The sequence below is a fragment of the Streptomyces sp. NPDC057743 genome, from assembly GCF_042798755.1.
In the GTDB taxonomy this organism is placed as follows: domain Bacteria; phylum Actinomycetota; class Actinomycetes; order Streptomycetales; family Streptomycetaceae; genus Streptomyces.
In genome coordinates this window covers 60,724-85,790 of sequence record NZ_JBHVJX010000006.1, presented here as the reverse complement: position 1 = coordinate 85,790, position 25,067 = coordinate 60,724, and the positions used below count along the sequence as shown (strand labels likewise).

The 25,067-nt window shown below is 70.5% G+C and carries 20 protein-coding genes and 1 pseudogene; 3 read left to right on the top strand and 18 right to left on the bottom strand.

Annotated elements, in window-relative coordinates; all coding sequences use genetic code 11:
* Genes nuoL through ACFVFQ_RS08625 form a run of 12 tightly spaced genes read right to left on the bottom strand, consistent with a single transcriptional unit; the run spans position 1 to position 12,837 of the window.
* Positions 1-1,884 carry an NADH-quinone oxidoreductase subunit L gene (gene nuoL / locus ACFVFQ_RS08680; protein ID WP_383411035.1) on the bottom strand — a complete coding sequence of 628 codons (1,884 nt, stop codon included), beginning with the start codon at positions 1,882-1,884 and terminating at the stop codon, positions 1-3.
* Between the two features lie 13 nt (positions 1,885-1,897).
* The gene (nuoK, locus tag ACFVFQ_RS08675) at positions 1,898-2,197 is read right to left on the bottom strand and encodes an NADH-quinone oxidoreductase subunit NuoK (RefSeq protein ID WP_016573026.1); all 300 of its coding nucleotides are present in this window, start codon (positions 2,195-2,197) and stop codon (positions 1,898-1,900) included.
* The gene (locus ACFVFQ_RS08670; RefSeq protein ID WP_383411032.1) at positions 2,194-3,066 is read right to left on the bottom strand and encodes an NADH-quinone oxidoreductase subunit J; all 873 of its coding nucleotides are present in this window, start codon (positions 3,064-3,066) and stop codon (positions 2,194-2,196) included. The genes nuoK and ACFVFQ_RS08670 overlap by 4 nt, the downstream gene beginning before the upstream one ends.
* On the bottom strand, positions 3,063-3,668 hold the full coding sequence (nuoI, locus tag ACFVFQ_RS08665) for an NADH-quinone oxidoreductase subunit NuoI (RefSeq protein ID WP_383411029.1): 606 nt from the start codon (positions 3,666-3,668) through the stop codon (positions 3,063-3,065). Before nuoI ends, ACFVFQ_RS08670 begins: the two co-directional genes overlap by 4 nt.
* Complete coding sequence (gene nuoH, locus ACFVFQ_RS08660; protein WP_383411026.1) at positions 3,661-5,046, bottom strand: NADH-quinone oxidoreductase subunit NuoH; 1,386 nt, start codon at positions 5,044-5,046, stop codon at positions 3,661-3,663. Before nuoH ends, nuoI begins: the two co-directional genes overlap by 8 nt.
* Positions 5,043-7,571: an NADH-quinone oxidoreductase subunit G gene (locus ACFVFQ_RS08655; RefSeq protein ID WP_383411023.1), complete on the bottom strand. Its 2,529-nt coding sequence runs from the start codon at positions 7,569-7,571 to the stop codon at positions 5,043-5,045. The genes nuoH and ACFVFQ_RS08655 overlap by 4 nt, the downstream gene beginning before the upstream one ends.
* Positions 7,568-8,950, bottom strand: coding sequence for an NADH-quinone oxidoreductase subunit NuoF (nuoF, locus tag ACFVFQ_RS08650; protein WP_383411020.1), 1,383 nt, complete (start codon positions 8,948-8,950; stop codon positions 7,568-7,570). Before nuoF ends, ACFVFQ_RS08655 begins: the two co-directional genes overlap by 4 nt.
* Complete coding sequence (nuoE, locus tag ACFVFQ_RS08645) at positions 8,950-9,756, bottom strand: NADH-quinone oxidoreductase subunit NuoE (protein ID WP_383411518.1); 807 nt, start codon at positions 9,754-9,756, stop codon at positions 8,950-8,952. The genes nuoF and nuoE overlap by 1 nt, the downstream gene beginning before the upstream one ends.
* A gap of 35 nt (positions 9,757-9,791) precedes the next feature.
* Positions 9,792-11,126 carry an NADH-quinone oxidoreductase subunit D gene (locus ACFVFQ_RS08640; protein WP_383411017.1) on the bottom strand — a complete coding sequence of 445 codons (1,335 nt, stop codon included), beginning with the start codon at positions 11,124-11,126 and terminating at the stop codon, positions 9,792-9,794.
* Positions 11,126-11,881 carry an NADH-quinone oxidoreductase subunit C gene (locus ACFVFQ_RS08635; protein WP_383411014.1) on the bottom strand — a complete coding sequence of 252 codons (756 nt, stop codon included), beginning with the start codon at positions 11,879-11,881 and terminating at the stop codon, positions 11,126-11,128. Before ACFVFQ_RS08635 ends, ACFVFQ_RS08640 begins: the two co-directional genes overlap by 1 nt.
* On the bottom strand, positions 11,878-12,468 hold the full coding sequence (locus tag ACFVFQ_RS08630; protein WP_383411011.1) for a NuoB/complex I 20 kDa subunit family protein: 591 nt from the start codon (positions 12,466-12,468) through the stop codon (positions 11,878-11,880). Before ACFVFQ_RS08630 ends, ACFVFQ_RS08635 begins: the two co-directional genes overlap by 4 nt.
* Positions 12,469-12,477: 9 nt before the next feature.
* Positions 12,478-12,837: an NADH-quinone oxidoreductase subunit A gene (locus tag ACFVFQ_RS08625; RefSeq protein WP_067349851.1), complete on the bottom strand. Its 360-nt coding sequence runs from the start codon at positions 12,835-12,837 to the stop codon at positions 12,478-12,480.
* A gap of 762 nt (positions 12,838-13,599) precedes the next feature.
* Here ACFVFQ_RS08625 and ACFVFQ_RS08620 point away from each other — a divergent pair.
* Positions 13,600-14,415, top strand: a complete 816-nt coding sequence (locus ACFVFQ_RS08620) for a C40 family peptidase (RefSeq protein WP_383411008.1) — start codon at positions 13,600-13,602, stop codon at positions 14,413-14,415.
* A 229-nt stretch (positions 14,416-14,644) separates the two neighbouring features.
* On the opposite strand, the gene ACFVFQ_RS08615 is transcribed toward ACFVFQ_RS08620, so the two are convergent.
* Complete coding sequence (locus ACFVFQ_RS08615) at positions 14,645-15,100, bottom strand: carboxymuconolactone decarboxylase family protein (RefSeq protein ID WP_383411005.1); 456 nt, start codon at positions 15,098-15,100, stop codon at positions 14,645-14,647.
* A 222-nt stretch (positions 15,101-15,322) separates the two neighbouring features.
* A pseudogene (locus ACFVFQ_RS08610) lies at positions 15,323-16,699 on the bottom strand (geranylgeranyl reductase family protein); the annotation flags it as partial.
* Between the two features lie 218 nt (positions 16,700-16,917).
* Between ACFVFQ_RS08610 and ACFVFQ_RS08605 the strand changes: the two are divergent.
* Positions 16,918-17,829 carry a D-alanyl-D-alanine carboxypeptidase family protein gene (locus ACFVFQ_RS08605; RefSeq protein WP_383411001.1) on the top strand — a complete coding sequence of 304 codons (912 nt, stop codon included), beginning with the start codon at positions 16,918-16,920 and terminating at the stop codon, positions 17,827-17,829.
* Positions 17,830-18,114: 285 nt separating this feature from the next.
* On the opposite strand, the gene ACFVFQ_RS08600 is transcribed toward ACFVFQ_RS08605, so the two are convergent.
* The 4 genes from ACFVFQ_RS08600 to ACFVFQ_RS08585 form a co-directional block, all read right to left on the bottom strand.
* Positions 18,115-18,822, bottom strand: coding sequence for a demethylmenaquinone methyltransferase (locus ACFVFQ_RS08600; RefSeq protein ID WP_383410999.1), 708 nt, complete (start codon positions 18,820-18,822; stop codon positions 18,115-18,117).
* A 774-nt stretch (positions 18,823-19,596) separates the two neighbouring features.
* Positions 19,597-20,169 (bottom strand): hypothetical protein, encoded by a 573-nt coding sequence (locus tag ACFVFQ_RS08595; RefSeq protein WP_383410996.1) that lies wholly within the window; start codon positions 20,167-20,169, stop codon positions 19,597-19,599.
* Positions 20,170-20,497: 328 nt separating this feature from the next.
* Entirely contained in the window at positions 20,498-21,697 is a 1,200-nt protein-coding gene (gene mqnC, locus ACFVFQ_RS08590; RefSeq protein WP_383410993.1) for a cyclic dehypoxanthinyl futalosine synthase, read from the bottom strand.
* A 122-nt stretch (positions 21,698-21,819) separates the two neighbouring features.
* Positions 21,820-23,757: a serine/threonine-protein kinase gene (locus ACFVFQ_RS08585; RefSeq protein ID WP_383410990.1), complete on the bottom strand. Its 1,938-nt coding sequence runs from the start codon at positions 23,755-23,757 to the stop codon at positions 21,820-21,822.
* A 152-nt stretch (positions 23,758-23,909) separates the two neighbouring features.
* Here ACFVFQ_RS08585 and ACFVFQ_RS08580 point away from each other — a divergent pair, with 152 nt between their 5' ends.
* A complete protein-coding gene (locus ACFVFQ_RS08580; protein ID WP_383410987.1) occupies positions 23,910-25,052 on the top strand; it encodes an alpha/beta hydrolase in 1,143 nt (380 codons plus the stop codon).
* The last annotated feature ends 15 nt before the right edge of the window (positions 25,053-25,067 follow it).

Genomic DNA, 25,067 nt, shown 5'->3' with positions numbered 1-25,067 from the left:
TTAGACACCCCTCATCAGCAGGGTCGCGGCGACGAGAACGGCGGCCCCGCCCAGCATCTGGGCCGCGTACGAGCGGACGAAGCCGGTCTGCAACTGGCGCAGCCGGCTGGAGAGTCCGCCCATCGAGGCCGCCGTGCCGTTGACCGCGCCATCCACCAGGGAGTGGTCGAGAGAGACCAGGGTGCGGGTCAGGTGCTCGCCGCCACGCACCAGGACGACGTGGTTGAAGTCGTCCTGGAGCAGATCGCGGCGGGCGGCCCGGGTCAGCAGCGAACCGCGCGGGGCGAGGGCCGGGACCTCCTTGCGGCCGTACATCAGCCACGCCAGGCCGGCGCCGAGGACCAGCACCACCATGGTGGCGGCGGTGACCACGCCGGCGCTTACCGGGGAGCGGCCCTCCGCGAAGGAGGTGACCGGCTCCAGCCAGTGCACGAAGGCGTCGCCCACGCTGAACAGGCCGCCGGCGAAGACCGATCCGACGGCCAGCACGATCATCGGGAGCGTCATCGACTTCGGCGACTCGTGCGGATGGAACGTGGCCGGGTCCCACCGCTTCTCGCCGAAGAACGTCATCACCATCACCCGCGTCATGTAGAACGCGGTGATCGCGGCGCCCAACAGGGCCGCGCCGCCGAGGATCCAGCCCTCGGTGCCGCCGCGGGCGAACGCCGCCTCGATGATCTTGTCCTTGGAGAAGAAGCCGGACAGGCCGGGGAAGCCGATGATGGCCAGATAGCCGAGCCCGAAGGTGACGAAGGTGATCGGCATGTGCTTCCGCAGGCCGCCGTAACGGCGCATGTCCACCTCGTCGTTCATCCCGTGCATCACCGAGCCGGCGCCGAGGAACAGCCCCGCCTTGAAGAAGCCGTGGGTGACCAGATGCATGATCGCGAAGGCGTAGCCGATCGGGCCCAGCCCGGCGGCCAGGACCATGTAGCCGATCTGCGACATCGTCGAGCCGGCCAGCGCCTTCTTGATGTCGTCCTTGGCGCAACCGACGATCGCACCGAACAGCAGGGTGACCGCGCCGACCGCGACCACCGCGGCCTGGGCGGTGGGCGCGGCGTTGAAGATCGCGCCGGAGCGGGTGATCAGATACACCCCGGCGGTGACCATCGTGGCGGCGTGGATCAGCGCCGACACCGGGGTCGGACCCTCCATCGCGTCGCCCAGCCAGGACTGGAGCGGCACCTGCGCCGACTTCCCGCAGGCGGCCAGCAGCAGCACCAGCCCGATGGCGGTCAGCTTCCCCTCGGAGGTGTGACCGACCGCGCCGAGCACCGGGCCGAACGCGAAGGTGCCGAAGGTGGTGAACATCAACATCACCGCGATCGACAGGCCCATGTCGCCGACGCGGTTGACCAAGAACGCCTTCTTCGCGGCGGTGGCCGCGCTGGGCTTGTGCTGCCAGAACCCGATGAGCAGGTACGACGCCAGGCCCACACCCTCCCAACCGACGTACAGCAGGAGGTAGTTGTCGGCGAGGACCAGCAGCAGCATCGCCGCCAGGAAGAGATTGAGGTAGCCGAAGAAGCGGCGGCGCCGCTCGTCGTGCTCCATGTAGCCGATCGAGTAGAGGTGGATCAGCGAGCCGACGCCTGTGATCAACAGGACGAAGGTCATCGACAACTGGTCGAGCTGGAAGGCCACATCGGCCCGGAAGCCGCCGACCGGGATCCAGCTGAACAGGTGTTGGTGCAGGGTGCGGTGCTCGGCGCCGCGGCCGAGCAGGTCGACGAAGAGCACCACCCCGATGGCGAACGACACCACCGCGAGCAGTGAGCCGACCCAATGGCCGACGCGGTCCAGGCGTGTGCCGCCGCACAACAGCAGGGCCGCACCGACCAGCGGTGCCGCGACGAGCAGCGCGATCAAGTTCTCCACTTTGTGCGACCCCTTACAGCTTCATCAGGCTGGCGTCGTCGACCGAAGCCGAATGACGGGTGCGGAAGATCGACACGATGATGGCCAGGCCGACCACGACCTCCGCCGCGGCGACGACCATCGTGAAGAAGGCGATGATCTGGCCGTCGAGATTCCCGTGCATCCGCGAGAAGGTGACAAAGGCGAGGTTGCAGGCGTTCAGCATCAGCTCGATGCACATGAACACCACGATGGCGTTCCGCCTGATCAGCACGCCGGCCGCGCCGATGGTGAACAACAGGGCGGCGAGGTAGAGGTAGTAGACCGGGTTCATTTCTGGGCCCCCTCCTTGGGCGCCGCGGGGCCGGGCCGCTGCTGCTCCGATTTCTCGGCCTTCTCGACCGGGCCGGACTCCCGCCCCAGCCACTCCTCGGACCGCCGCTCCAGCGCCTTGAGTTCGGCCAGCGACTGACCGGAGACGTCCCGGACCTGGCCGCGCTCCCGCAGCGTCGGACTGACCGTCAGCTCGGAGGGGGTGCCGTCCGGCAACAGGCCGGGGATGTCCACGGCGTTGTGCCGGGCGTAGACACCGGGGGCGGGCAGCGGCGTGACCTGCTTGCCCTCGCGGATGCGGGCCTCGGAGCGCTCCCGTTGGGTCCGGGCGCGCTCGGTGCGCTCCCGGTGGGTGAGCACCATCGCGCCGACCACGGCGGTGATCAGCAGCGCGCCGGTGATCTCGAAGGCGAAAACGTACTTGGTGAAGATGAGCGCGGCCAGGCCCTGCACATTGCCGCCGGCGTTGGCCTCGCCCAGGCCGTTGAACTCCTTGAGCGAGGCGTTGCCGATCCCGGCGATCAGCAGGATGCCGAAGCCGAGACCCAGACCGGCGGCGAGCCACCGCTGGCCCTTGAGGGTCTCCTTGAGGGAGTCCGCCGCGGTGACGCCGACCAGCATCACCACGAAGAGGAAGAGCATCATGATCGCGCCGGTGTAGACCACGATCTGCACGATGCCGAGGAAGTACGCGCCGTTGGCCAGATAGAAGATCGCCAGGACGATCATGGTCCCGGCGAGCGAAAGGGCGCTGTGCACCGCCCGCTTCATCAGGATCGTGCACAGCGCTCCGGCCACTGCGACGATGCCCAGGAGCCAGAACTGCACGGCCTCCCCCGAGGAGGTCGTGGTGGCGGCGAGCCCCGTCATGCGTGCGCCTCCTTCCCCTGGGCGTCCTGCGGTGCGGCCGCGTCCCTGGGCTGCTCGCCGCGGGAGCGGGCGACCTGACGGACCGTGCCGGGCGCGGCCTCGGTCACCAGCCCGCTGTAGTAGTCCCGTTCGGTCATGCCCGGGTAGATCGCGTGCGGGGAGTCGACCATCCCCTCCGACAGGCCCACCAGCAGCTCTTCCTTGGTGTAGATAAGCGACTCCCGGGAGCGGTCGGCGAGTTCGTACTCGCCCGTCATGGTGAGCGCGCGGGTCGGGCACGCCTCCACGCACAGGCCGCACAGGATGCAGCGGAGGTAGTTGATCTGGTAGACGGCGCCGTACCGCTCGCCCGGGGAGTAGCGCTCCTCGTCGGTGTTGTCGGCGCCCTCGACGTAGATCGCGTCCGCCGGGCAGGCCCAGGCGCACAGCTCGCAGCCGACGCACTTCTCCAGCCCGTCCGGATGGCGGTTGAGCTGGTGCCGGCCGTGGAAACGCGGCGCCGTCGGCTTCTTCTCCTCGGGGTACTGCTCGGTCAGCCGCTTCTTGAACATGGCCTTGAAGGTCACGCCGAAGCCGGCCACCGGGTTCTGGAACTCAGGCACCGTCGCCCCCCTTTCCGTCGCTCTCATTTCCGTCACTCACAGTGTCCACCCGGCCACTGACAATCAACTCCCCGTCGCGGCGCGGCCGTCGGCGCGGCACCGGTGGCAGGTGCTGCCCGGGCAGCGGTGGCACGGGGAACCCGCCGGCCACCGGATCGAAGGCGGCGTCCCCGTCGCCCTCCCGCTCCGGCTCGATCCGTCGGAAGAAGTCCACGAGCAGCGAGATCAGCAGCAGCGCCACCGCGCCACCGCCCACGTAGAGCACGATCCGGGAGAAGTCGTAGCCCTCGTTCTTCAGCGCCCGGACGGTGGCGACGAGCAGCAGCCACACCACCGACACCGGGATGAGGACCTTCCACCCCAGTCGCATCAACTGGTCGTAGCGGACCCGGGGGAGGGTGCCGCGCAGCCAGATGAAGAAGAACAGCAACAGCTGCACCTTGATGACGAACCAGAGCATCGGCCACCAGCCGTGGTTCGCGCCCTCCCAGAACGTCGAGATCGGCCAGGGCGCCCGCCAGCCGCCCAGGAAGAGGGTGGTGGCGACCGCCGAGACGGTGACCATGTTGACGTACTCGGCGAGCATGAACATCGCGAACTTGATGGACGAGTACTCGGTGTTGAAGCCGCCGACGAGGTCGCCCTCGGACTCCGGCATGTCGAACGGCGCCCGGTTGGTCTCCCCCACCATCGTCGCGATGTAGATGAGGAACGACACCGGCAGCAGCAGCACGTACCACCGGTTCGCCTGCGACTCCACGATGGTCGACGTCGACATCGACCCGGAGTACAGGAACACCGACGCGAACGCCGCGCCCATCGCGATCTCGTAGGAGATCATCTGCGCGCACGACCGCAACCCGCCCAGCAGCGGATACGTCGACCCGGACGACCAACCGGCCAGCACGATGCCGTAGATGCCGACCGACGCCGTGGCCAGGATGTAGAGGATGCCGATCGGGAGGTCGGTGAGCTGCATCGGGGTGCGGTGCCCGAGGATCGAGATCTCGTTGTCCGCCGGGCCGAACGGGATCACCGCGATCGCCATGAAGGCCGGGATCGCCGCCACGATCGGCGCGAGGACGTAGACCGCCTTGTCGGCCCGCCGGACGACCAGGTCCTCCTTCAGCATCAGCTTGATGCCGTCGGCCAGGGACTGGAGCATCCCCCAGGGCCCGTGCCGGTTGGGGCCGATCCGCAGCTGCATCCAGGCGACGACCTTGCGCTCCCAGACGATCGAGAACAGCACCGTCAGCATCAGGAACGCGAAGCAGAACACCGCCTTGATGACGACCAGCCACCACGGGTCGCGCCCGAACATCGACAGGTCCTCCTGGGCGGCCAACGCGGCCACCGGAAAACCGGGATGCTGCATCATGCGTCCTCCTCCTTGGCCGGCACCGGCGTACCGGGGACAGCGGAGACCTTCACCAACTCACCGGGGTGCGCCCCGGTGTCGGCGGCGACGCCACCGCCCACGGAGTTCAGCGGCAGCCACACCACCCGGTCGGGCATCTGCGTGACCTTCAGTGGCAGTTGGACCGCGCCGGCCGGACCGGTGACCGCCACCAGGTCGCCGTCCCGCACGCCGTTCTCCTCGGCGGTGGCCGGCGACAGTCGGGCCAGCGCGGCGTGCCGGGTGCCGGCCAGCGCCTCGTCGCCCTCCTGGAGCAGCCCCCGGTCCAGCAACAGCCGGTGCCCGGCCAGGACGGCCTCGCCGCTCGCCGGACGGGGCAGCGACCGCCCCGCCTCCCGGGGCCCGCCCGCGTACGGGCCGCCCCAGGTGCCGAGCCGGTCCAACTCCCGGCGCACGGCGGTCAGATCCGGCAGGTCCAGGGCCCCGGCGCCGTCGTCGACCACGGTCATGGCGTCGGCGAGCATCTCCAGGACCCGGGCGTCGGCGGGGAGTTGCCGCCGGGTCATCTGGTCCGGCTTGAGCGCGGGCTCGAACGGGCGGGCCCGGCCCTCCCAGTTGAGGAAGGTGCCGCCCTTCTCGACCACCGCCGCCACCGGGAGGACCACGTCCGCCCGCTGCGTCACCGCGGAGGGCCGCAACTCCAGGCTGACCAGGAACCCGACCTCGTCCAGGGCCGTCAACGCCCGCGCCGGATCGGGCAGATCGGCCACCTCCACGCCCGCCACCAGCAGGGCGGCCAGCTCACCGGTGGCCGCGGCCTCGATCATCTGGCCGGTGTCCCGGCCGTGCCGGTGCGGCAGCGCGGCCACACCCCAGGCCACGGCGACCTCGTCCCGGGCCACCGGGTCGGTCGCCGGCCGACCACCGGGCAGCAGCCCCGGCAGCGCCCCGACCTCGACGGCGCCCCGCTCCCCCGCCCGCCGCGGCATCCACACCAGGTGCGCCCCGGTGGCGGTGGCGGTGCGCAGCGCGGCGGTCAGCGCCCCGGGCACCGTCGCCAGCCGCTCGCCGACGACGATCACCGCGCCGTCCGCGCGCAGCGCCTCGGCCGCGGCCCGCCCCTCGCCGTCCAGTCCGACGCCGCCCGCGAGGGCGTCCAGCCACTCCGTCTCGGTGCCCGGCGCGGCCGGCAACAGCCGCCCGCCGGCCTTGATCAGTCCCCGGGTGGCGTGGCTGGCCAGCCCCCAGGTGCGCTGGCCGCGCTTGCGGTGCGCCTTGCGCAGCCGCAGGAAGACGCCGGGCGCCTCCTCCTCCGCCTCGACACCGGCCAACAGGACAGCCGGCGCCTGCTCCAGCGACGCGTAGCTGACGCCCTCCCCCGTCCCCAGGTCCCGACCGCGGCCGGCGACGTGGGCGGCGAGGAAGTCGGCCTCCTCGGCGCTGTGCGGCCGGGCCCGGAAGTCGACGTCGTTGGTGCCCAGCGCGACCCGGGCGAACTTGGCGTAGGCGTAGGCGTCTTCGACGGTCAGCCGGCCGCCGGTCAGCACGCCGGCCCGGCCCCGGGACGCGGCCAGCCCGCGCGCCGCGGCGTCCAGCGCCGCCGGCCAGCTCGCCGGCTCCAGTTCACCGGAGTCGGCGTTGCGCACCAACGGGTGGGTCAGCCGGTCCCGCGCCTGCGCGTACCGGAAGGCGAACCGGCCCTTGTCGCAGATCCACTCCTCGTTGACCTCGGGGTCGTTCGCCGCCAGCCGCCGCAGGACCTTGCCGCGCCGGTGGTCGGTACGGGTCGCGCAGCCGCCCGCGCAGTGCTCGCACACCGACGGCGAGGAGACCAGGTCGAAGGGGCGGGAGCGGAAGCGGTAGGCGGCCGAGGTGAGCGCGCCCACCGGGCAGATCTGGATGGTGTTCCCGGAGAAGTACGACTCGAAGGGGTCGCCCTCGCCGATGCCGACCTGTTGGAGGGCGCCCCGCTCGATCAGCTCGATCATCGGGTCGCCGGCGATCTGGTTGCTGAACCGGGTGCACCGCGCACACAGCACGCACCGCTCGCGGTCCAACAGCACCTGCGTGGAGATCGGCACCGGCTTGGCGAAGGTGCGCTTCTTGCCCTCGAAGCGGGTGTCGGGGTCGCCGACCTGCATCGCCTGGTTCTGCAGCGGGCACTCGCCGCCCTTGTCGCAGATCGGGCAGTCCAACGGGTGGTTGATCAGCAGCAGCTCCATCACGCCGCGCTGCGCCTTCTCGGCCACCGGGGAGGTCAGTTGGGTCCGCACCACCATCCCGTCGGTACAGGTGATGGTGCACGAGGCCATCGGCTTGCGCTGGCCCTCGACCTCCACGATGCACTGCCGGCAGGCGCCCGCCGGGTCCAGCAGCGGATGGTCGCAAAAGCGCGGGATCTCGATGCCGAGGAGTTCGGCGGCCCGGATGACCAACGTCCCCTTGGGGACGGAGATCTCGATGCCGTCGATGGTCAGGGTGACGAGGTCCTCCGGTGGCACCGCCGCCGCCCCGCCCCCGTTGGGGGCATTGGTCGTGATGGTCATGCGTTCACCCCCAGGTGAGCGTCGTTGTCGGCCCAGAGGGTCGACTTGGCGGGGTCGAAGGGGCAGCCCTTGCCGGTGATGTGCTCCTCGTACTCCGCGCGGAAGTACGTCAGCGAGGAGAAGATCGGCGAGGCGGCGCCGTCGCCGAGGGCGCAGAAGGACTTGCCGTTGATGTTGTCGGCGATGTCGGCGAGCTTGTCGAGGTCCTCCGGCCGGCCCTTGCCAGCCTCCAGGTCCCGGAGCAACTGCACCAGCCAGTACGTCCCTTCGCGACACGGCGTGCACTTGCCGCAGGACTCGTGGGCGTAGAACTCGGTCCAGCGGGTGACCGCCCGGACCACACAGGTGGTCTCGTCGAAGCACTGCAGCGCCTTGGTGCCGAGCATCGAGCCGGCCGCGCCGACGCCCTCGTAGTCCAGCGGCACGTCGAGGTGCTCGGCGGTGAACATCGGGGTCGAGGAGCCGCCCGGGGTCCAGAACTTCAGCCGGTGGCCGGGGCGCATCCCCCCGCTGATGTCCAGCAGTTGGCGCAGGGTGACGCCCAACGGGCCTTCGTACTGGCCCGGGTTGGCGACGTGGCCGCTGAGCGAGTAGAGCGTGAAGCCCGGGGACTTCTCGCTGCCCATCGTCCTGAACCAGTCCTTGCCCTTGTTGAGGATCGCGGGAACCGAAGCGATGGATTCGACGTTGTTCACCACAGTGGGGCAGGCGTAGAGGCCGGCCACCGCAGGGAAGGGGGGACGCAGACGGGGTTGGCCGCGACGGCCCTCCAGCGAGTCCAACAGCGCGGTCTCCTCACCGCAGATGTAGGCGCCGGCGCCGGCGTGCACCGTGACGTCCAGGTCGAGGCCCGAGCCGAGGACGCCCTTGCCGAGGAAGCCCGCCGCGTACGCCTCGCGCACGGCCTCGTGCAGCCGGCGCAGGACGGGCACCACCTCACCACGGAGATAGATGAAGGCATGGTTCGACCGGATGGCGTGCGCCGCGATCACGATGCCCTCGATGAGGGAATGCGGATTGGCGAAGAGCAGCGGGATGTCCTTGCACGTCCCCGGCTCCGACTCGTCGGCGTTGACGACGAGGTAGTGCGGCTTGCCGTCGCCCTGCGGGATGAACTGCCACTTCATCCCGGTCGGGAAGCCCGCGCCGCCGCGGCCGCGGAGCCCGGAGTCCTTGACGTAGGCGATGACGTCGTCCGGGTCCATGGCCAGCGCCTTCCTGGCGCCCTCGTAGCCCTCGTGCCGCAGATAGGTCGCAAGCGTCCAGGACTCGGGTTCGTCCCAGAAGGCGGACAGGACGGGGGCGAGGACCTTCTCCGGGCTGGTGGCTCCCTGGGGGTGCGGCCGGGAAGCCCCGCCGAACTCGGCTGCCACGGTCATCACTTCCCCTCCTCGTGGTGCGGGCCGGCGGCCTCATCACCGCGGGGCGGCGCCCCCGCGTCCGGGGCGACGGGTGGGGGCCCGGCCTCATCGGACGGGCGGTCCGCGGTGGCCCGCGGGGCGACGACGTGATCGGCGTGGCCCGGCGCCTCGCCCCTGGCCAGGCGGAGCCCGACCAGCGAGGCGGGGCCGGCGCCGCCGGTCGCCGCGACGGCACCGGGCCGCTCGTCGGGGAAGCCGGCGAGCATCCGCGCGGTCTCCTTGAAGGTGCACAGCGGGGCGCCGCGGGTGGGCTCGACGGTCCGCCCGGCCCGCAGGTCGTCGACCAACTTCCGGGCCGAGCCCGGCGTCTGGTTGTCGAAGAACTCCCAGTTGACCATCACGACGGGCGCGAAGTCGCAGGCCGCGTTGCACTCGATGTGTTCGAGCGTGACCTTGCCGTCCTCGGTGGTTTCGCCGTTGTCGACGCCGAGGTACTGCTTGAGGTCCTCGAAGATGGCGTCGCCGCCCATCACCGCGCACAGGGTGTTGGTGCAGACCCCGACCTGGTAGTCGCCGCCGGGCTCCCGGCGGTACATCGAGTAGAAGGTCGCCACGGCGGTGACCTCGGCGGTGGTGAGCCCGAGTTGCTCGGCGCAGAAGCGGATGCCGGTGCGGGTGACGTGGTCCTCCTCGGCCTGGACGAGGTGGAGCAGCGGCAGCAGCGCCGAGCGGGAGTCGGGATAGCGGTCGATCACCTCCCGCGCGTCGGCCGCCAGCCGAGCCTTGACGTCGGCCGGGTAGTCGGGGGCCGGAAGCTGGGGCATCCCCAGCTGGACGTCCTTGGGTGCCTCAGTGGCGCTCACCGGTCGACGCCTCCCATCACGGGGTCGATGGACGCGACGGCGACGATGACGTCGGCGACCTGGCCGCCCTCACACATCGCTGCCATGGCCTGCAGGTTGGTGAAGGAGGGGTCGCGGAAGTGCACCCGGTAGGGGCGGGTGCCGCCGTCGCTGACCGCGTGCACGCCCAGTTCGCCCTTGGGCGACTCGACGGCCGCGTACGCCTGTCCCGGCGGGACCCTGAAGCCCTCCGTCACCAGCTTGAAGTGGTGGATCAGGGCCTCCATCGAGGTGCCCATGATCTTCTTGATGTGGTCGAGGGAGTTGCCGAGACCGTCGGGGCCGAGGGCGAGCTGGGCGGGCCAGGCGATCTTCTTGTCGGCGACCATCACCGGCCCCGGCTCCAGCCGGTCCAGGCACTGTTCGACGATCCGCAGCGACTGCCGCATCTCCTCCAGCCGGATCAGGAACCGGCCGTAGGCGTCGCAGGTGTCGGCCGTCGGCACCTCGAAGTCGTACTCCTCGTATCCACAGTACGGCTGCGCCTTGCGCAGATCGTGCGGCAGTCCGGCCGAGCGCAGGACCGGGCCGGTGGCACCGGTGGCCATGCAGCCGGCCAGGTCGAGATAGCCGATGCCCTCCATGCGAGCCTTGAAGACCGGGTTGCCGGTGGCCAACTTGTCGTACTCGACGAGGTTCTTGCGCATCTTCTTGACGAAGGCGCGGATCTGCTCGACGGCGCCGGGCGGCAGGTCCTGGGCGAGGCCGCCGGGGCGGACGTAGGCGTGGTTCATCCGCAGGCCGGTGATCAACTCGTAGATGTCGAGGATCAACTCCCGGTCCCGGAAGCCGTAGATCATGATCGTGGTGGCGCCCAGCTCCATGCCGCCGGTGGCGATGCACACCAGGTGCGAGGAGAGCCGGTTGAGCTCCATCAGCAGCACCCGGATCACGGTGGCCCGGTCCGGGACGTCGTCGGTGATGCCGAGCAGCTTCTCCACCGCCAGGCAGTACGCCGTCTCGTTGAAGAAGGGCGTCAGGTAATCCATCCGCGTCACGAAGGTGGTGCCCTGCGTCCAGGTCCGGAATTCGAGGTTCTTCTCGATGCCGGTGTGGAGGTAACCGATGCCGCAGCGCGCCTCGGTGACGGTCTCGCCGTCGATCTCCAGGATCAGCCGGAGCACGCCGTGGGTGGACGGGTGCTGCGGCCCCATGTTGACGATGATCCGCTCGTCGTCGGACTTCGCGGCGGCCGCGGCGATCTCGTCCCAGTCGCCACCGGTGACGGTGTAGACGGGGCCCTCGGTGGTCTCGCGGGGGGTTGCGCGGGACGTCTGGCTGGGAGTGCTCATCAGGTGTACGACCTCCGCTGGTCGGGAGCCGGGATCTGCGCGCCCTTGTACTCGACGGGGATGCCGCCGAGGGGGTAGTCCTTGCGCTGCGGGAAGCCCTGCCAGTCGTCCGGCATCATGATCCGCGTGAGCGCCGGATGCCCGTCGAAGATCAGGCCGAAGAAGTCGTAGGTCTCGCGCTCGTGCCAGTCGTTGGTCGGGTAGATGTCCACGATCGACGGCAGGTGCCGGTCGGTGTCGGGGACCGCGACCTCCAGCCGGAGCAGCCGGTTGTGGGTGATCGAGCGCAGGTGGTAGACGGCGTGCAGCTCGCGGCCGGTGTCGTCGGGGTAGTGGACGCCGCTGACGCCGGTGCACAACTCGAAGCGGAGCGCGGGGTCGTCGCGCAGGGTGCGGGCCACCGCCGGCAGGAACTCCCGCTGGACGTGGAAGGTGAGTTCGCCGCGGTCGACGACGGTCTTGTCGAGGACGTTCTCGGGCACCAGGCCCTGTTCGTCGAGGGCGCCCTCCAACTCGTCGGCGATCTCGTCGAAGTCGCCGTAGCCTTCGGTGGCGCCCGGCCCGCCGTACGGCCGGGTGCTGGCCCCGGGCAGCCGGACGGTGCGGATCAGCCCGCCGTAACCGGAGGTGTCCCCACCGTTGTTGGCGCCGAACATCCCGCGGCGGGTGGCGATCACCTCGCCGGTGTCGTCGCGCTGCGCCGGGACGGCCTCTTCGGGTGCGTCCGCGTTCGGGGGGTTCGTCGGCTCGCTCACCGCAGCAGCCCCTTCTTCTCTGACCGGCAGGAACTCTCGACGGAACGGTCCATCTCGATCAGCGGGAGCGCCTTGAGCGCCGCCGCCTCCTCGTCGTGCGCCGCCTGCACCGCATGGGGCCCGAGCTTTTCGGCCTGGATCTTCTTGTGGAGCTTGAGGATGGCGTCCATGAGCATCTCGGGACGCGGCGGGCAGCCCGGCAAATAGATATCGACGGGGACGATGTGGTCCACGCCCTGCACGATTGCGTAGTTGTTGAACATGCCGCCCGAAGAGGCGCAAACCCCCATGGAGATCACCCACTTCGGGTTCGGCATCTGGTCATAGACCTGCCGCAGGACGGGCGCCATCTTCTGGCTGACCCGGCCGGCCACGATCATCAGGTCGGCCTGCCGCGGGGAGCCGCGGAAGACCTCCATGCCGAAGCGGGCCAGGTCGTAGCGCCCGGCACCGGTGGTCATCATCTCGATGGCGCAGCAGGCCAGTCCGAAGGTCGCGGGGAAGACCGAGGACTTGCGCACCCAGCCCGCGGCCTGCTCGACAGTGGTCAGCAAAAAGCCGCTGGGCAGCTTCTCTTCCAGTCCCATTGGTGACCCCTAGTCCCATTCCAGGCCGCCACGACGCCAGACGTAGGCGTAGGCGACGAAGACGGTGAGCGCGAAGAGGAGCATCTCGACGAGCCCGAACAGTCCCAGGGCGTCGAAGCTGACCGCCCAGGGATAGAGGAAGACGATCTCGATGTCGAAGACGATGAAGAGCATCGCCGTCAGGTAGTACTTGATCGGAAAGCGACCGCCACCGGACGGATGTGGCGTCGGCTCGATTCCGCATTCGTACGCTTCGAGCTTGGCCCGGTTGTAGCGCCTGGGGCCGATGAGCGTGGCCATGACCACGGAGAAGATCGCAAAGCCTGCCCCGAGGGCTCCCAGTACGAGGATGGGCGCATAGGCGTTCACCGTCCTCGCTCCCTTCAGTCGACGATGACTGGATGGCGGTCCGCTCGGGCTCGACTACCCCAGGTGATCGCGGATATGTGAGGCAGTTCACAAGCCCGATGCCCGCATCTTATGCCCGTCGGTCTGTGATCTGCGACACGGGGTAAGCCAACGCCTTTGTGATCTTCACCACCTGACGAAGGATCATGGAGTCGGATGCCCGACATGCCCCGCACACCCAGCGCGCGAGTGATCACCAAAGGTGATGTCCGCCGGGGTTACCGCTGGTCAGCGCGGTGGTTTCTTTATCAAGAAGCTTGCCATGCAAGCAAATTGGTGCTGGACGGAGGCCAACTGCTATACGCGCGGCGGCCGTAGACGTGATGCGGTCGTGACCCCGTCGTGATCGTCGGCGCGTGCTCGCGTTCACGAGCCGTGGCCGAATTTGGGGGGCGGCGGGGGCGGTTGGGGGCGCCGCGCGAACCGACGGCCGGTCACGGGAACATAACGGACACTCACGAGTGACCTATCCCACGCGATTTGAAGCCATAAGACCTTGACGGCCGGGAAGCCTTGGCGTGGCGGATCAAGAAGTGGTAAGCGCCCTCGGAGGCCGCGCCGGTCGCCAAATGCCGTGCGTAGGAACATGATCGCGAAATTCGGACATCGCGTCAGCTCCGCACTGGCCGACGAAAAGTCCGTTTTATTCGCCAGGTACGCGTCAAGTGTGGTGCACCCCACCTTTGTTGGCAGCAACCAGTGGCTCCTGATAGCCGTGGTGCCATGTCCCCGAACGCACTCATACCCAGCCACCGGAAGCCCCGCCGCTCCGCGTCCTCGCGGGCCCTGCGTGCGGGCGTGACCGGTGGCTTCCTCACCCTCGCGGTGACCGGCGCGACCGTGCCGGCCAACGCCGCTGAGAAGCCCGTCTCCGAAACCCAGGAGATGCCCACCATCACCACTGCGCTGGCCACCAGCGCCGCCAAGAGCGCCGACGCCGCCCAGCAGGCCGCGTTCAACTACGAGCGGCAGGCGCTCCAGGACGCCGCGGAAGCCAAGGCCGACCAGGCCGCGGGCAAGGCGAAGGCCGCCGCCGAGAAGAAGGCCAAGGCCGAGGCCGAGGCGAAGAAGGCCGCCGAAGAGGCCCGCCAGGAGAAGGAAGCCGCGCAGGCCCGCGCCTCCCGCTCCGAGACGCGCAGCGCGCTGTCCGCCGTCTCCGACTCCTCCTCCTCGACGCCCGCGTCCGGCAGCGTCGCCACCCTGGTGTCCTTCCTCAAGTCCCAGCTCGGCAAGGCGTATGTGCTCGGCTCCAGCGGCCCGTCCTCGTACGACTGCTCCGGTCTGACCCAGGCCGCGTTCTCGCAGATCGGCGTCGACCTGCCGCGCGTCTCGCAGAGCCAGTCGACCGCCGGCACCCAGGTCAGCCTCGGCAACCTCCAGGTCGGCGACATCCTCTACTGGGGCAGCGCCGGCAGCGCCTACCACGTCGCCGTCTACGTCGGGAACGGCAACTTCATCGGCGCCCAGAACCCGAGCACCGGCATCGTCGAGCGCCCGCTCAGCTACGACATGCCCACCGGCGCGGTGCGCGTCCTCTGACCCCACCGCGGCACCCTCCAGCACGCCACGCGAAACCGCCCCTTCCCCGCTCGGGAGGGGCGGTTTCGCTGCGTGTCCACAAGGTCAGCTAGGGCCTGTCCGATGGGGCAGGGTCGGATAGGCCCCAGCCAACGGGGCGGGCATCCGACGGCTCATGTCCCCAAAGGGGCAAGAGAGTTGGCCCCGCCCGCCCCGGCGCGGGCGGCCCGGCCACGGCTGCGACCGCGGCCTACCAACCCGCGCCAGCCGGCTGCCGGGTCGTGGCGTTGAGCCGGTTGAACAGGTTCGTCAGCCCGACCATCAGGACCAGCGCCGCCAGTTGACGCTCGTCGAAGTGGTCCGCGGCGGCGTCCCAGACCGCGTCCGGCACCGCGTCGGGGCGGTCCGCGAGCCGGGTCGCGGCCTCGGCGAGCGCCAGCGCGGCCCGCTCCTCCGCGCTGAAGTACGGCGCCTCCCGCCAGGCCGCGACCGTGCACAACTTGTCGTCGGCCACCCCCGCTTTACGGGCGCTCTTGATCCCGCCGTCCACGCAGTAACTGCACCCGTTGATCTGGCTGACCCGCAGGTGCACCATCTCCATCGTCCCCTGCGGCACCCCGCCGCTGCGGGCCGCCTCCGCCACGGCCAGCAACGGAGACAGCGCCTCCGGAATGACCGCCACCGGGTTCTGCATGCGTGCTTCCATCGCCGCGCTCCTCACGGAAATCCACTCTCCTCAACGGGATCCGACCGGCGAAGCCCTGCCGGCCTCCCCGTCACTGCACCGACGGATCGCACACGGCGCATGTGACAACGGGCCGGCCCCCGGGGAGGGGACCGGCCCGTTGAGGTCGGCGCGCCCGGTCAGCGGGGCGCGACGGCGCATCCGGAGGCGGACGCGTGGCGAGGGGCGCGGACGCCCGCCTCCTCACGCCTTCGGCGCGACCTTGCTCAGCCCGTTGATGATCCGGTCCATCGCGTCGCCGCCCGTCGGATCCGTGAGGTTGGCCAGCATCTTGAGCGTGAACCGCATCAGCAGCGGATGCGTCAGCCCGCGCTGGGTGGCGATCTGCATCACCTTCGGGTTGCCGATGAGCTTCACAAACGCCCGGCCCAGCGAGTAGTAGCCGCCGTAGGTGTCCTTGAGGACCTTCGGGTAGCGCTGCAGCGCCAGCTCCCGCTGGGCGTAGGTGGCCCGCGCCTGCGCCTGGACGATCACCTCGGCCGCGATCGCACCGGACTCCATGGCGTACGCGATGCCCTCGCCGTTGAACGGGTTCACCAGCCCGCCCGCGTCACCGACCAGCAGCAGACCCCTGGTGTAGTGCGGCTGGCGGTTGAAGGCCATCGGGAGCGCCGCGCCGCGGATCGGCCCGGTCATGTTCTCCGGCGTGTACCCCCAGTCCTTTGGCATGGACGCGCACCACGCCTTGAGGATCTCCCGCCAGTCCAACTCCCGGAAGGCGGAGCTGGAGTTGAGGATTCCGAGGCCGACGTTGCTCGTGCCGTCGCCCATGCCGAAGATCCAGCCGTAGCCCGGCAGCAGCCGGTCCTGCGCGCCGCGGCGGTCCCACAGCTCCAGCCAGGACTCCAGGTAGTCGTCGTCGTGCCGCGGCGAGGTGAAGTACGTCCGCACCGCGACGCCCATCGGCCGGTCCTCGCGCCGGTGCAGGCCCATCCCGAGCGAGAGCCGGGTGGAGTTGCCGTCGGCGGCGACCACGATCGGGGCGTGGAAGGTCACCGGCTCCTTCTCCTCGCCCAACTTGGCGTGCACGCCGGTGATGTTCCCGGTCAGCTCGTTGACGATCGGGGCACCCACGTTGCACCGCTCGTAGAGCCGGGCGCCGGCCTTCTGGGCCTGCCGGGCCAGTTGCTCGTCGAAGTCGTCGCGCTTGCGGACCAGGCCGTAGTCCGGGAAGGAGGCGAGTTCCGGCCAGTCGAGCTGGAGCCGGGAGCCGCCGCCGATGATGCGCAACCCCTTGTTGCGCAGCCAGCCCGCCTCCTCGGAGATGTCGATGCCCATCGCGATCAACTGCTTGGTGGCGCGCGGGGTGAGCCCGTCGCCGCAGACCTTCTCGCGCGGGAACGCGGTCTTCTCCAGGAGCAGCACGTCCAGACCGGACCTGGCGAGGTGGTAGGCGGTGGCCGAACCGGCGGGCCCGGCACCGACGACGATCACATCCGCGCTGTGCTCCGATCGGGGTGTGGTCACGGACTCGGTCACGGACGCGGACTCGGTCACGGCGTTGTCTCCCGGAAGTCGGTATCTGGCTCTGGCTTTGGCGCTTCGGAGCCCCGTCGCAGTCTATGAGGGCCGCGCTGATCGGAAACTGAAGGGTTGTCCCACGACGCCCGCGGCCGCCCCGCCCCACCCCCCAATCCACTCACCGCGCGTAACGCCCCGCCTACGGAATTGACGAAAAACTGCCCGTCCACCGCGCATCCATCGCCGCCTCCCGTGTGTCTCAAGAGTCAGCGGCACGCCCATGTGGCCGCAACGCAGGGGTATTTGGAGCATCCACTTTGAAAATCGGCATCAAAGGCATCAGGGGCATCAAGGGCATCCGGCGCGCTTCCGCCGTGGCCGTCACCACCGGAGCCGTCCTGACCGCCGGGGCGTTCGGCTCCCAGGCGCAGGCCGCCGCCCTCCCGACCCCCACGATCACCGCCGCGGGCGGCTTCGTGATGAACAACGGCACCGGCTCGACGCTGTTCGCCAAGGCCGCGGACACCCGCCGGTCCACCGGCTCCACCACCAAGATCATGACGGCCCGGGTGGTGCTGGCCCAGAAGAACCTCAACCTGGATTCCAAGGTCACGGTCCAGAAGGCGTACAGCGACTACATCGTCAACAACAACTGGGCCTCGTCCGCCCACCTGATCGTCGGCGACAAGGTGACGGTCCGTCAGCTCCTCTACGGGCTGATGCTCCCGTCCGGCTGCGACGCCGCCTACGCGCTGGCCGACACGTTCGGCACCGGCTCGACCCGCGACGCCCGGGTGAAGTCGTTCATCGGCCAGATGAACACCACCGCCAAGAACCTGGGAATGAAGAACACCCACTTCGACTCGTTCGACGGGATAGGGCGCGGCAAGAACTACTCGACGCCGCGCGACCTGACCAAGCTGGCCAGCAACGCGATGAAGTTCTCCACCTTCCGCACGGTCGTGGGCACCACCTCCACCAAGCAGAAGGTCACCACGAGCAACGGCGGCTACCGCTACATGTCGTGGACCAACACCAACAACCTGCTCAGCAACTACAAGGGCACCATCGGCGTGAAGACCGGTTCGGGCCCGGAAGCCAAGTACTGCCTGGTCTTCGCCGCCACCCGCGGCGGCAAGACCGTCATCGGCACGGTGCTCGCCTCCCCGAACCTGAACAACCGCACCGCCGACGCCAAGAAGCTCATGGACTACGCCTTCAAGAAGTAGCCACCACCAAGCGGGCCGACCGGCCCACCATGTGCCAAGGGCCCGTCCGCGCTCACGGACGGGCCCTTGGGCTCATGGCGGGTCGGCTCTCACTGGGCCGGGCTCGCCTGCCGACTCGACCTTCGACCGGTCGGTCTCGCCCTCACGTCTCGCCCTCACGGCCGGCGTCCGCCTCAGCCCTCGACCGGCTCCGGCTCGGCCCCTCGGCCGGCTCCGGATTGCCCACCCCTGACTACCCAGTTACCCGGCTACCGGCCTCGGCGCCCGGCCGTGGCAAGTCCGGGCTCAGCCCTCCTCGGGCTGCGGCTTGACGCCCCGGTGCAGCGCCACGATCCCGCCGGTCAGATTGCGCCACGCGACCTTGGTCCAGCCCACGCCCTGGAGCCGGGCGGCCAACTCGGGCTGGTTGGGCCACGTCCGGATGGACTCCGCGAGGTAGACGTACGCCTCCGGGTTGCTGCTGACCGCACGGGCGACGGGCGGCAGCGCCCGCATCAGGTACTCGGTGTAGACGGTCCGGAACGGCGCCCAGGTCGGCTCGCTGAACTCACAGATCACCACCCGCCCACCGGGCTTGGTGACGCGGTACAACTCGGCGAGCGCCGCATCGGTGTCCTGGATGTTCCGCAGCCCGAAGGAGATCGTGACGGCGTCGAACACCCCGTCCGCGAACGGCAGCCGGGTCCCGTCCCCCGCCGTGAACGGCAACCACGGGCGCCGCTTCTTGCCCTCCCCCAACATCCCCACCGAGAAGTCGCACGGCACGACGTACGCCCCGTTCTGCGCGAACGGCAGCGAGGAGGTACCGGTCCCGGCCGCGAGGTCGAGCACCCGCTCCGCGGGCCGCGCGGCCACCGCGCGGTCCACCTCCTTGCGCCAGAGCCGCGCCTGGCCCAGCGAGAGCACGTCGTTGGTGAGGTCGTACCGTGCCGCCACGTCGTCGAACATCGCGGCGACTTCGTGCGGCTGCTTGTCCAGGGATGCTCGGGTCACCCGGCCATTGTCCACCGTGCCAAGACGCCCCCCGGCACCGGGCGCCCCGACCGGCCCACCGTCCCCCGCCTGCACCCCGGCCCCGGCACCCCAGGCCCACCCGCACCGTGCCCCCGCGCCGCCCGCAGTCGGTGTCGGCCCTTCAGCCGGACGGGAACGAACAAGACCCCGGCCCGGGAGAGCCGGAAACGCCGGCAACGTCCCCACCGACGAAGTGAACGGAAGCGATTGGTCAGCGATTGGTCGGGGACGGCCGTCATGCCCCCCTCTGACATTCCGGGCGGTCTAGCGGTGCGCAGTGCATCGCGAGCGGCCGGGCGACGGCCGTCCCCGCGAACATGATCTTTCCGGCCTGAATCGCCCACTCCGCTTCCGTTGACACCGCCCTGATGCGCAAACGGCGCGCCCTGACGTGTTCTTGACGCCCAGCATGCGCCCCTGCACCTTCACTCCCCTCCCATGCCCGTCGCTCCCCCGCGCGCCTCCATGCCTCCCGCCCCTTCTCTCCACGTCTCTCCGCTCCCCACCCGCCTCTCCTCAGGAGCCGCGCGCCGCGTGCCTGGTGCGCCACCGGCCCGCCCTCCCCTGTCGCGCCGCCGCCTCCTCTTACTCCGGCAACGATTACGGAGCGTGAAGCGTTCCCAACTTCGTTACGGAGTGCGAGATTGGTGCGGCGGAGTGTGATGGGTGCGGTGAGGCTGGCGGGAACGGTGATGCAAGACGTGGGGAGACGTGGGGAAGGGCAGACGTGAGGTGCGTGTGGTGCGGGGTGATTCAGCGGCGGCGGTGGAGGAGGCGGCCGGCGAGGACGGTGGCCAGACAGGTGCCGTCCGGGGCGAAGACGGCGAAGTCGGCCTGGGCGCCCGGGGCAAGGCGACGCGGTGTGCCCTCGGGCGTTCGGTCGGGGGTGACGGTTTCTCGGAGGCCGGAGCGGTGGACCGCGGTGCGGACCACGGGGCGGGTGAACGGGCCGGCGAGGCTGGTGGTGCCGGCGGCCAGCAGGCGCTGGAGACCACGCCGGGCGCTGGCGCCCCAGCGGGCCTCGGTCATGGGGAGGGCGGCCAGCGCCCCGCCGGTCAGCGGCTCGGTGCCCAACTCGGCGGCCTCGCGCGGGTCGGGGTGGTAGGCGGCCTCCAACAGCGCCGCGCCGTCCGGTTCGTGGCGCCCCGGGGCCAGCGTCCCGTCCCATTCCCGGACCCGGGCCGCGCCGTAGGTCGCCACCAGTTCCTCGTACGGGCCGACGGCGGCCAGCCGGTCACCGTCGACGACGACCGCGTACCCGGGGAGCGGCTCGGCGTCCTCGGCGGCGGTGAGCCGGACGGCTCGTACTCGATGCAGCGTCAGCATGGGTTTCCCGTGACCGTGGGTTCTCGTGACCGTCGGTCCTCGTGACCGTCGGTTCTCTTGGCCAACTGGCGGGCTTCCGTGGGCAATTGGCGATACGGTTCCGGATGTGGCGTGACCCGCGGAATGGAATGACGGCGATGTGACGCGCCCGACCGCGGCCGGACCGGCGGCCGGACGCCACCAACCAGAGTTGGACACCAACCACACTTGGGCACCAACCGCAGTTGGACACCAGCCACGACTGAACACCAACCGCAGCCGCCCACCGGCCAGTTGCCATAGCCCTAGCCGTAGCCGTTGCCCTAGCCGTCCGCCGGCCAGTTGGAGGTCAGTTGGCGTCGATGAGCTTCAGTTCCGGGTGGGCGGTGCCGCCCTCGATGGCCGTCGAGGAGAGGTGCGAGACGACGCGGTCGTCGACCGGGTCGTTGGCCGGGTCGTCGTGGACGACCAGGTGCTCGTAAGTCGTCGCGCGCTGCGCCGGGACCCGGCCCGCCTTGCGGATCAGGTCGATGATCTCCTGACGGTTGGAGCGGTGCTTGGCGCCGGCCGAGGAGACCACGTTCTCCTCCAGCATGATCGAGCCGAGGTCGTCCGCGCCGTAGTGCAGCGACAGTTGGCCGATCTCCTTGCCGGTGGTCAGCCACGAGCCCTGGATGTGGGCGACGTTGTCGAGGAAGATGCGCGCGATCGCGATCATGCGCAGGTACTCGAAGAGGGTCGCCTGGGTCTGGCCCTTCAGGTGGTTGTTCTCGGGCTGGTAGGTGTACGGGATGAAGGCGCGGAAGCCGCCCGTCCGGTCCTGTACGTCGCGGATCATGCGCAGGTGCTCGATGCGCTCGGCGTTGGTCTCGCCGGTGCCCATCAGCATCGTGGACGTGGACTCCACGCCCAGCTTGTGCGCCGCCTCCATGATCTCCAGCCAGCGCTCGCCGGACTCCTTCAGGGGCGCGATGGCCTTGCGGGGGCGCGCGGGGAGGAGCTCCGCGCCGGCGCCGGCGAAGGAGTCCAGGCCCGCGGCGTGGATCCGCTGGATCGCCTCCTCGATGCTCACCCCGGAGATCCGGGCCATGTGCTCGACCTCGGACGCGCCGAGGGAGTGGATGACCAGCTGGGGGAAGTCCTTCTTGATGGCCGCGAAGTGCTTCTCGTAGTACTCGACGCCGTAGTCCGGGTGGTGGCCACCCTGGAACATGATCTGGGTGCCGCCCAGCTCGACGGTCTCCGCGCAGCGCCGCAGGATGTCGTCGAGGTCGCGGGTCCAGCCCTTGGCGGTGTCCTTGGGAGCGGCGTAGAAGGCGCAGAACTTGCAGGCCGTCACGCAGACGTTGGTGTAGTTGATGTTGCGCTCGATGATGTACGTCGCGATGTGCTCCGTGCCGGCGTAACGGCGGCGGCGGACGGCGTCGGCGGCCTGGCCCAGCGCGTGCAGCGGCGCGGAGCGGTACAGGTCGAGCGCCTCCTCGGGGGTGATGCGGCCACCCTGTGCGGCGCGGTCGAGTACGGACTGGAGGTCGGCGTTCTCGGTCACCGGGGTGTCCCTTTCGGAGGCTGACAGTTGGCACTGACAAGTCGGATTGAAGGCGTGAACCAGCGTACGCCAGGGGTCTGACAACGTTGCTGGCGGCCGGTCCGCGGGCGGCGGCGACGCCGTCAGCCGCCGCTCTTGGTCAGGGTCGCCTTCGGGGTGCCGCCCCGTTTGTCGTCCGAGGTGAAGGTGAGCGCCCCGTTTGCGCCGAGGGTGTACGTGACGGTGGAGGTGTTGCCGGTGCAGCCCGGCCCCTGGGTGCCGTCGAGGCTCTCCTGGAGCACCAGTTCGCGGTCGGTGGCCGACAGCAGTTTCGCCTTGGCTCGGCAGCGCACCAGCAGCGCGTCGTAGGTCGTCCGCACGACGACGTCGCCCTTGTTGCCGGCCGTGATGACGCTGGAGACGGTGCCGTTGGGGATGCCGTTGGCCATGGTGACGGAACCGTTCCAGGTGCCCAGGAAGGCGTGCGGTACACCGCGGTCGGCACCTTGGGCGGGGGCGGAGGGGCGGTGACCGGACGGCGGTTCGGCGGCGCTGCCGCCGCCCCCCGGCCCCTGGAGCACGCCGAAGAACACCCCGGCAGTGGTGGCGACCGCCAGCGCACCGGCCACCGAGAGCACCAGGGTGCAGCTCATCCTCCGGGGCCGGTCCTTGCCGCCGAGCGCACCACTGAGCGCGATCCGCCGCTCCTTGGGGGCGGGCACGGCGCCCGCGGCGGGCGGGGCGCCGGCCTCGGGCCAGGCGGCCTGCGGAGACACGGCCGACGGCACGGAGCCCGCTCCGGTTCCCAGCCCGCTTCCCGGCCCGGTTCCCGGCCCCGTAGGCGCGCCCACCCCTGGCGCCGTGGCCCCTCCCTCCTGTCCCTCCTGCACCGGACCATCGAACGGGATCAGCCCGGAGGCCGTCCCGGATGCGGCTCCTGCATCTGAGGCCGTCCCGGATACCGCCCCGGCCCCGCCCCCGTACGAGGGGTCCGGCGGCCCAAACGCCCCTCCGGGCAGCGCAGTTCCCGCCAACGGGCCGGAGGCGTCCGCACCGCCCGCAACCGGGCCATCGGCGCCCGAGCCGGCGGCGCCCAGCCCAACTCCCCCAGCACCAAAGGCCCCAACAGTCCCCGGAGCACCCTCACCCCCATCCCCATCTCCATCCCCAACCCCCGCGTCGAGGTCCAACAGCGCCACCGCCTGCCGGCTGACCTGTTCGACGAGCGGGCCGGGCAGCCATCCGGCGCGCACCAGCGCCGCCGCGCCGCCGCTGGCACCGCCCGCGAGCCGGGCCGCGACCGCTTCCGGGGTGGGCCGCCGGGCCGGGTCCTTCGCCAGGCAGGCGGCCACCAACTCGCGCAGCGGACCGGTGAGTTCCGGGCCCAGCTCGGGTTCCTCGTGCACCACCTTGTAGAGCAGCGCGGCGGACGAGTCCCCGGGGAACGGGCTGGTCCCGGTTGCCGCGAACGCCAGCACCGCCCCCAGGGAGAAGACGTCCGCGGCCCCTTCCGCACCGTTGCCGAGGATCTGCTCGGGCGCCATGTAGCCGGGCGAACCGACCGAGGCCCCGGTGGCGGTCAGCGAGACGGTGCCGTCCGTTGCCCGGGCGATCCCGAAGTCGATCAACCGGGGCCCGTCGAGCGTCAGCAGCACGTTGGAGGGCTTGACGTCCCGGTGGACGAGCCCCAGCGCGTGCACCGCGGTCAACGCCTCGGCCAGGCCGGCGCCCAGGGCCCGTACGGAGTGTGTGGCGAGCGGCCCGTGGTCGGCGAGGACGCGGGTCAGGGAGGGGCCGGCGACGTAGCCGGTGGCGACCCAGGGGACGGCGGCGTCGGGGTCGGCGTCCAGTACGGGCGCGGTCCAGGCGCCGCCGACCCGTCGCGCCGCGGCGACCTCGCGCCGGAAACGGGCCCGGAACTGCTCGTCCGCGGCGTACTGGGCGTGCACCGCCTTCACCGCCACGGTGCGGCCGCCCGCGCTGCGCCCCAGGTAGACGCGGCCCATGCCGCCCGCCCCCAGGCGGCCGAGCAGCCGGTATCCGCCCAGGACCCGTGGGTCGTCCGCGGCCAACGGTTCCATGGCGCCTCCCCCTCCAGACGGCGGCCCTCAGCTTATGACCGAGTTCATGCCGGGTCCCCGAAACCGAGTACCCGCTTTCCGCATCAAACAGGGCACAAGCCGGTCATCGGCCCCTCGACCCCGCCCAGGGCCCGTCCATCGGGAGAACGCTCATGCATCACACCCCCGGGGACCGCCCGTACGACCCGCGCCGTCAGTACCGCAGCCCCCGGCGCGGCCTCATCGGCCGTACCCGCCGCGCCCGTTCACGAGACGGCCGGCCGGCCCGACCCCGGTGGCGGATGTCCTTCCTCACCGGCCTGGTTGCCGTGCTCGGCCTCTGCGTCTACCCCGCCGTCAAGTACCTGGACGTGCTGAACGACACCGGTGAGCCGATGTCGTTCAGCCAGTCGCTGCCCGAGGGCGTGCCCGGCCCGGCGCCGGCGGTCGCGACGGACCCGGCCGTCCGGATGCCGACCGGCCCGCAGGCCGACTTCCGTACGGCCGCGACGCTCGGCGACGGCACGAAGATCGGCGTCACCACCCTGCGCGGCAAGAAGTCCGGCTTCACCGGGGAGGTGTGGGTCTGGGCGCCGAAGGAGTACTACGAGGACCGCTACCGGAACAGCGCCTTCCCCGTCCTGATCGCCCTCCCCGGCAGCTACGGCTTCCCCGTCAATTACTGGAGCAGCCCCCAGCTCAAGCTCCAGAAGACGGTCACGGACCTGGCGGCCCTGGGGCGCGGCAGGCCGTTCATCGTGGCGATGCCGGTCCTCAACCCTGGCAAGCGGTACTACGACGGCAGCGACATCCCCGGGCAGCCGAAGATGGGCACCTGGATGTCCGACGACGTGCCCGACCTGGTCAGGGCCAACTTCCGGACGTTCACCAGCCGGGACGGGTGGGCGTTCATGGGCTCCTCGTCCGGTGGTTTCGTCGCTCTGAAGCAGGTCCTGGCGCACCCGGACCGCTTCAAGGCGGTGATCGCCAGCGGCCCGGACACCCGCCCGGACTCGCCCCTGTGGCGGGGCCACGAGGCGGCGAAGCGGGCCAACGACCCCGAGCGGCTGGCGCAGCGCCTGGCCGCCCGCCCCGGTGCCCCGGACGTCTTCATCCAGTTCCAGATAGGCACGCGGGAGAACGGCCGGGCCAATCTGGAGCGCTTCGTGCAGCGGTACGCCAAGGGGCCGGTCCACGCCCGGCTGCACGTCATCGAGGACGGCGGCCACAACGCCCGCAGCTACGTCCGCGGGATGCGGGACGCGAGCCTGGAGGCCATCAGCCGGGTCCTGCGCGGCCCGACGCCGACGCCGTAGCCCCGCGGGCGGTCC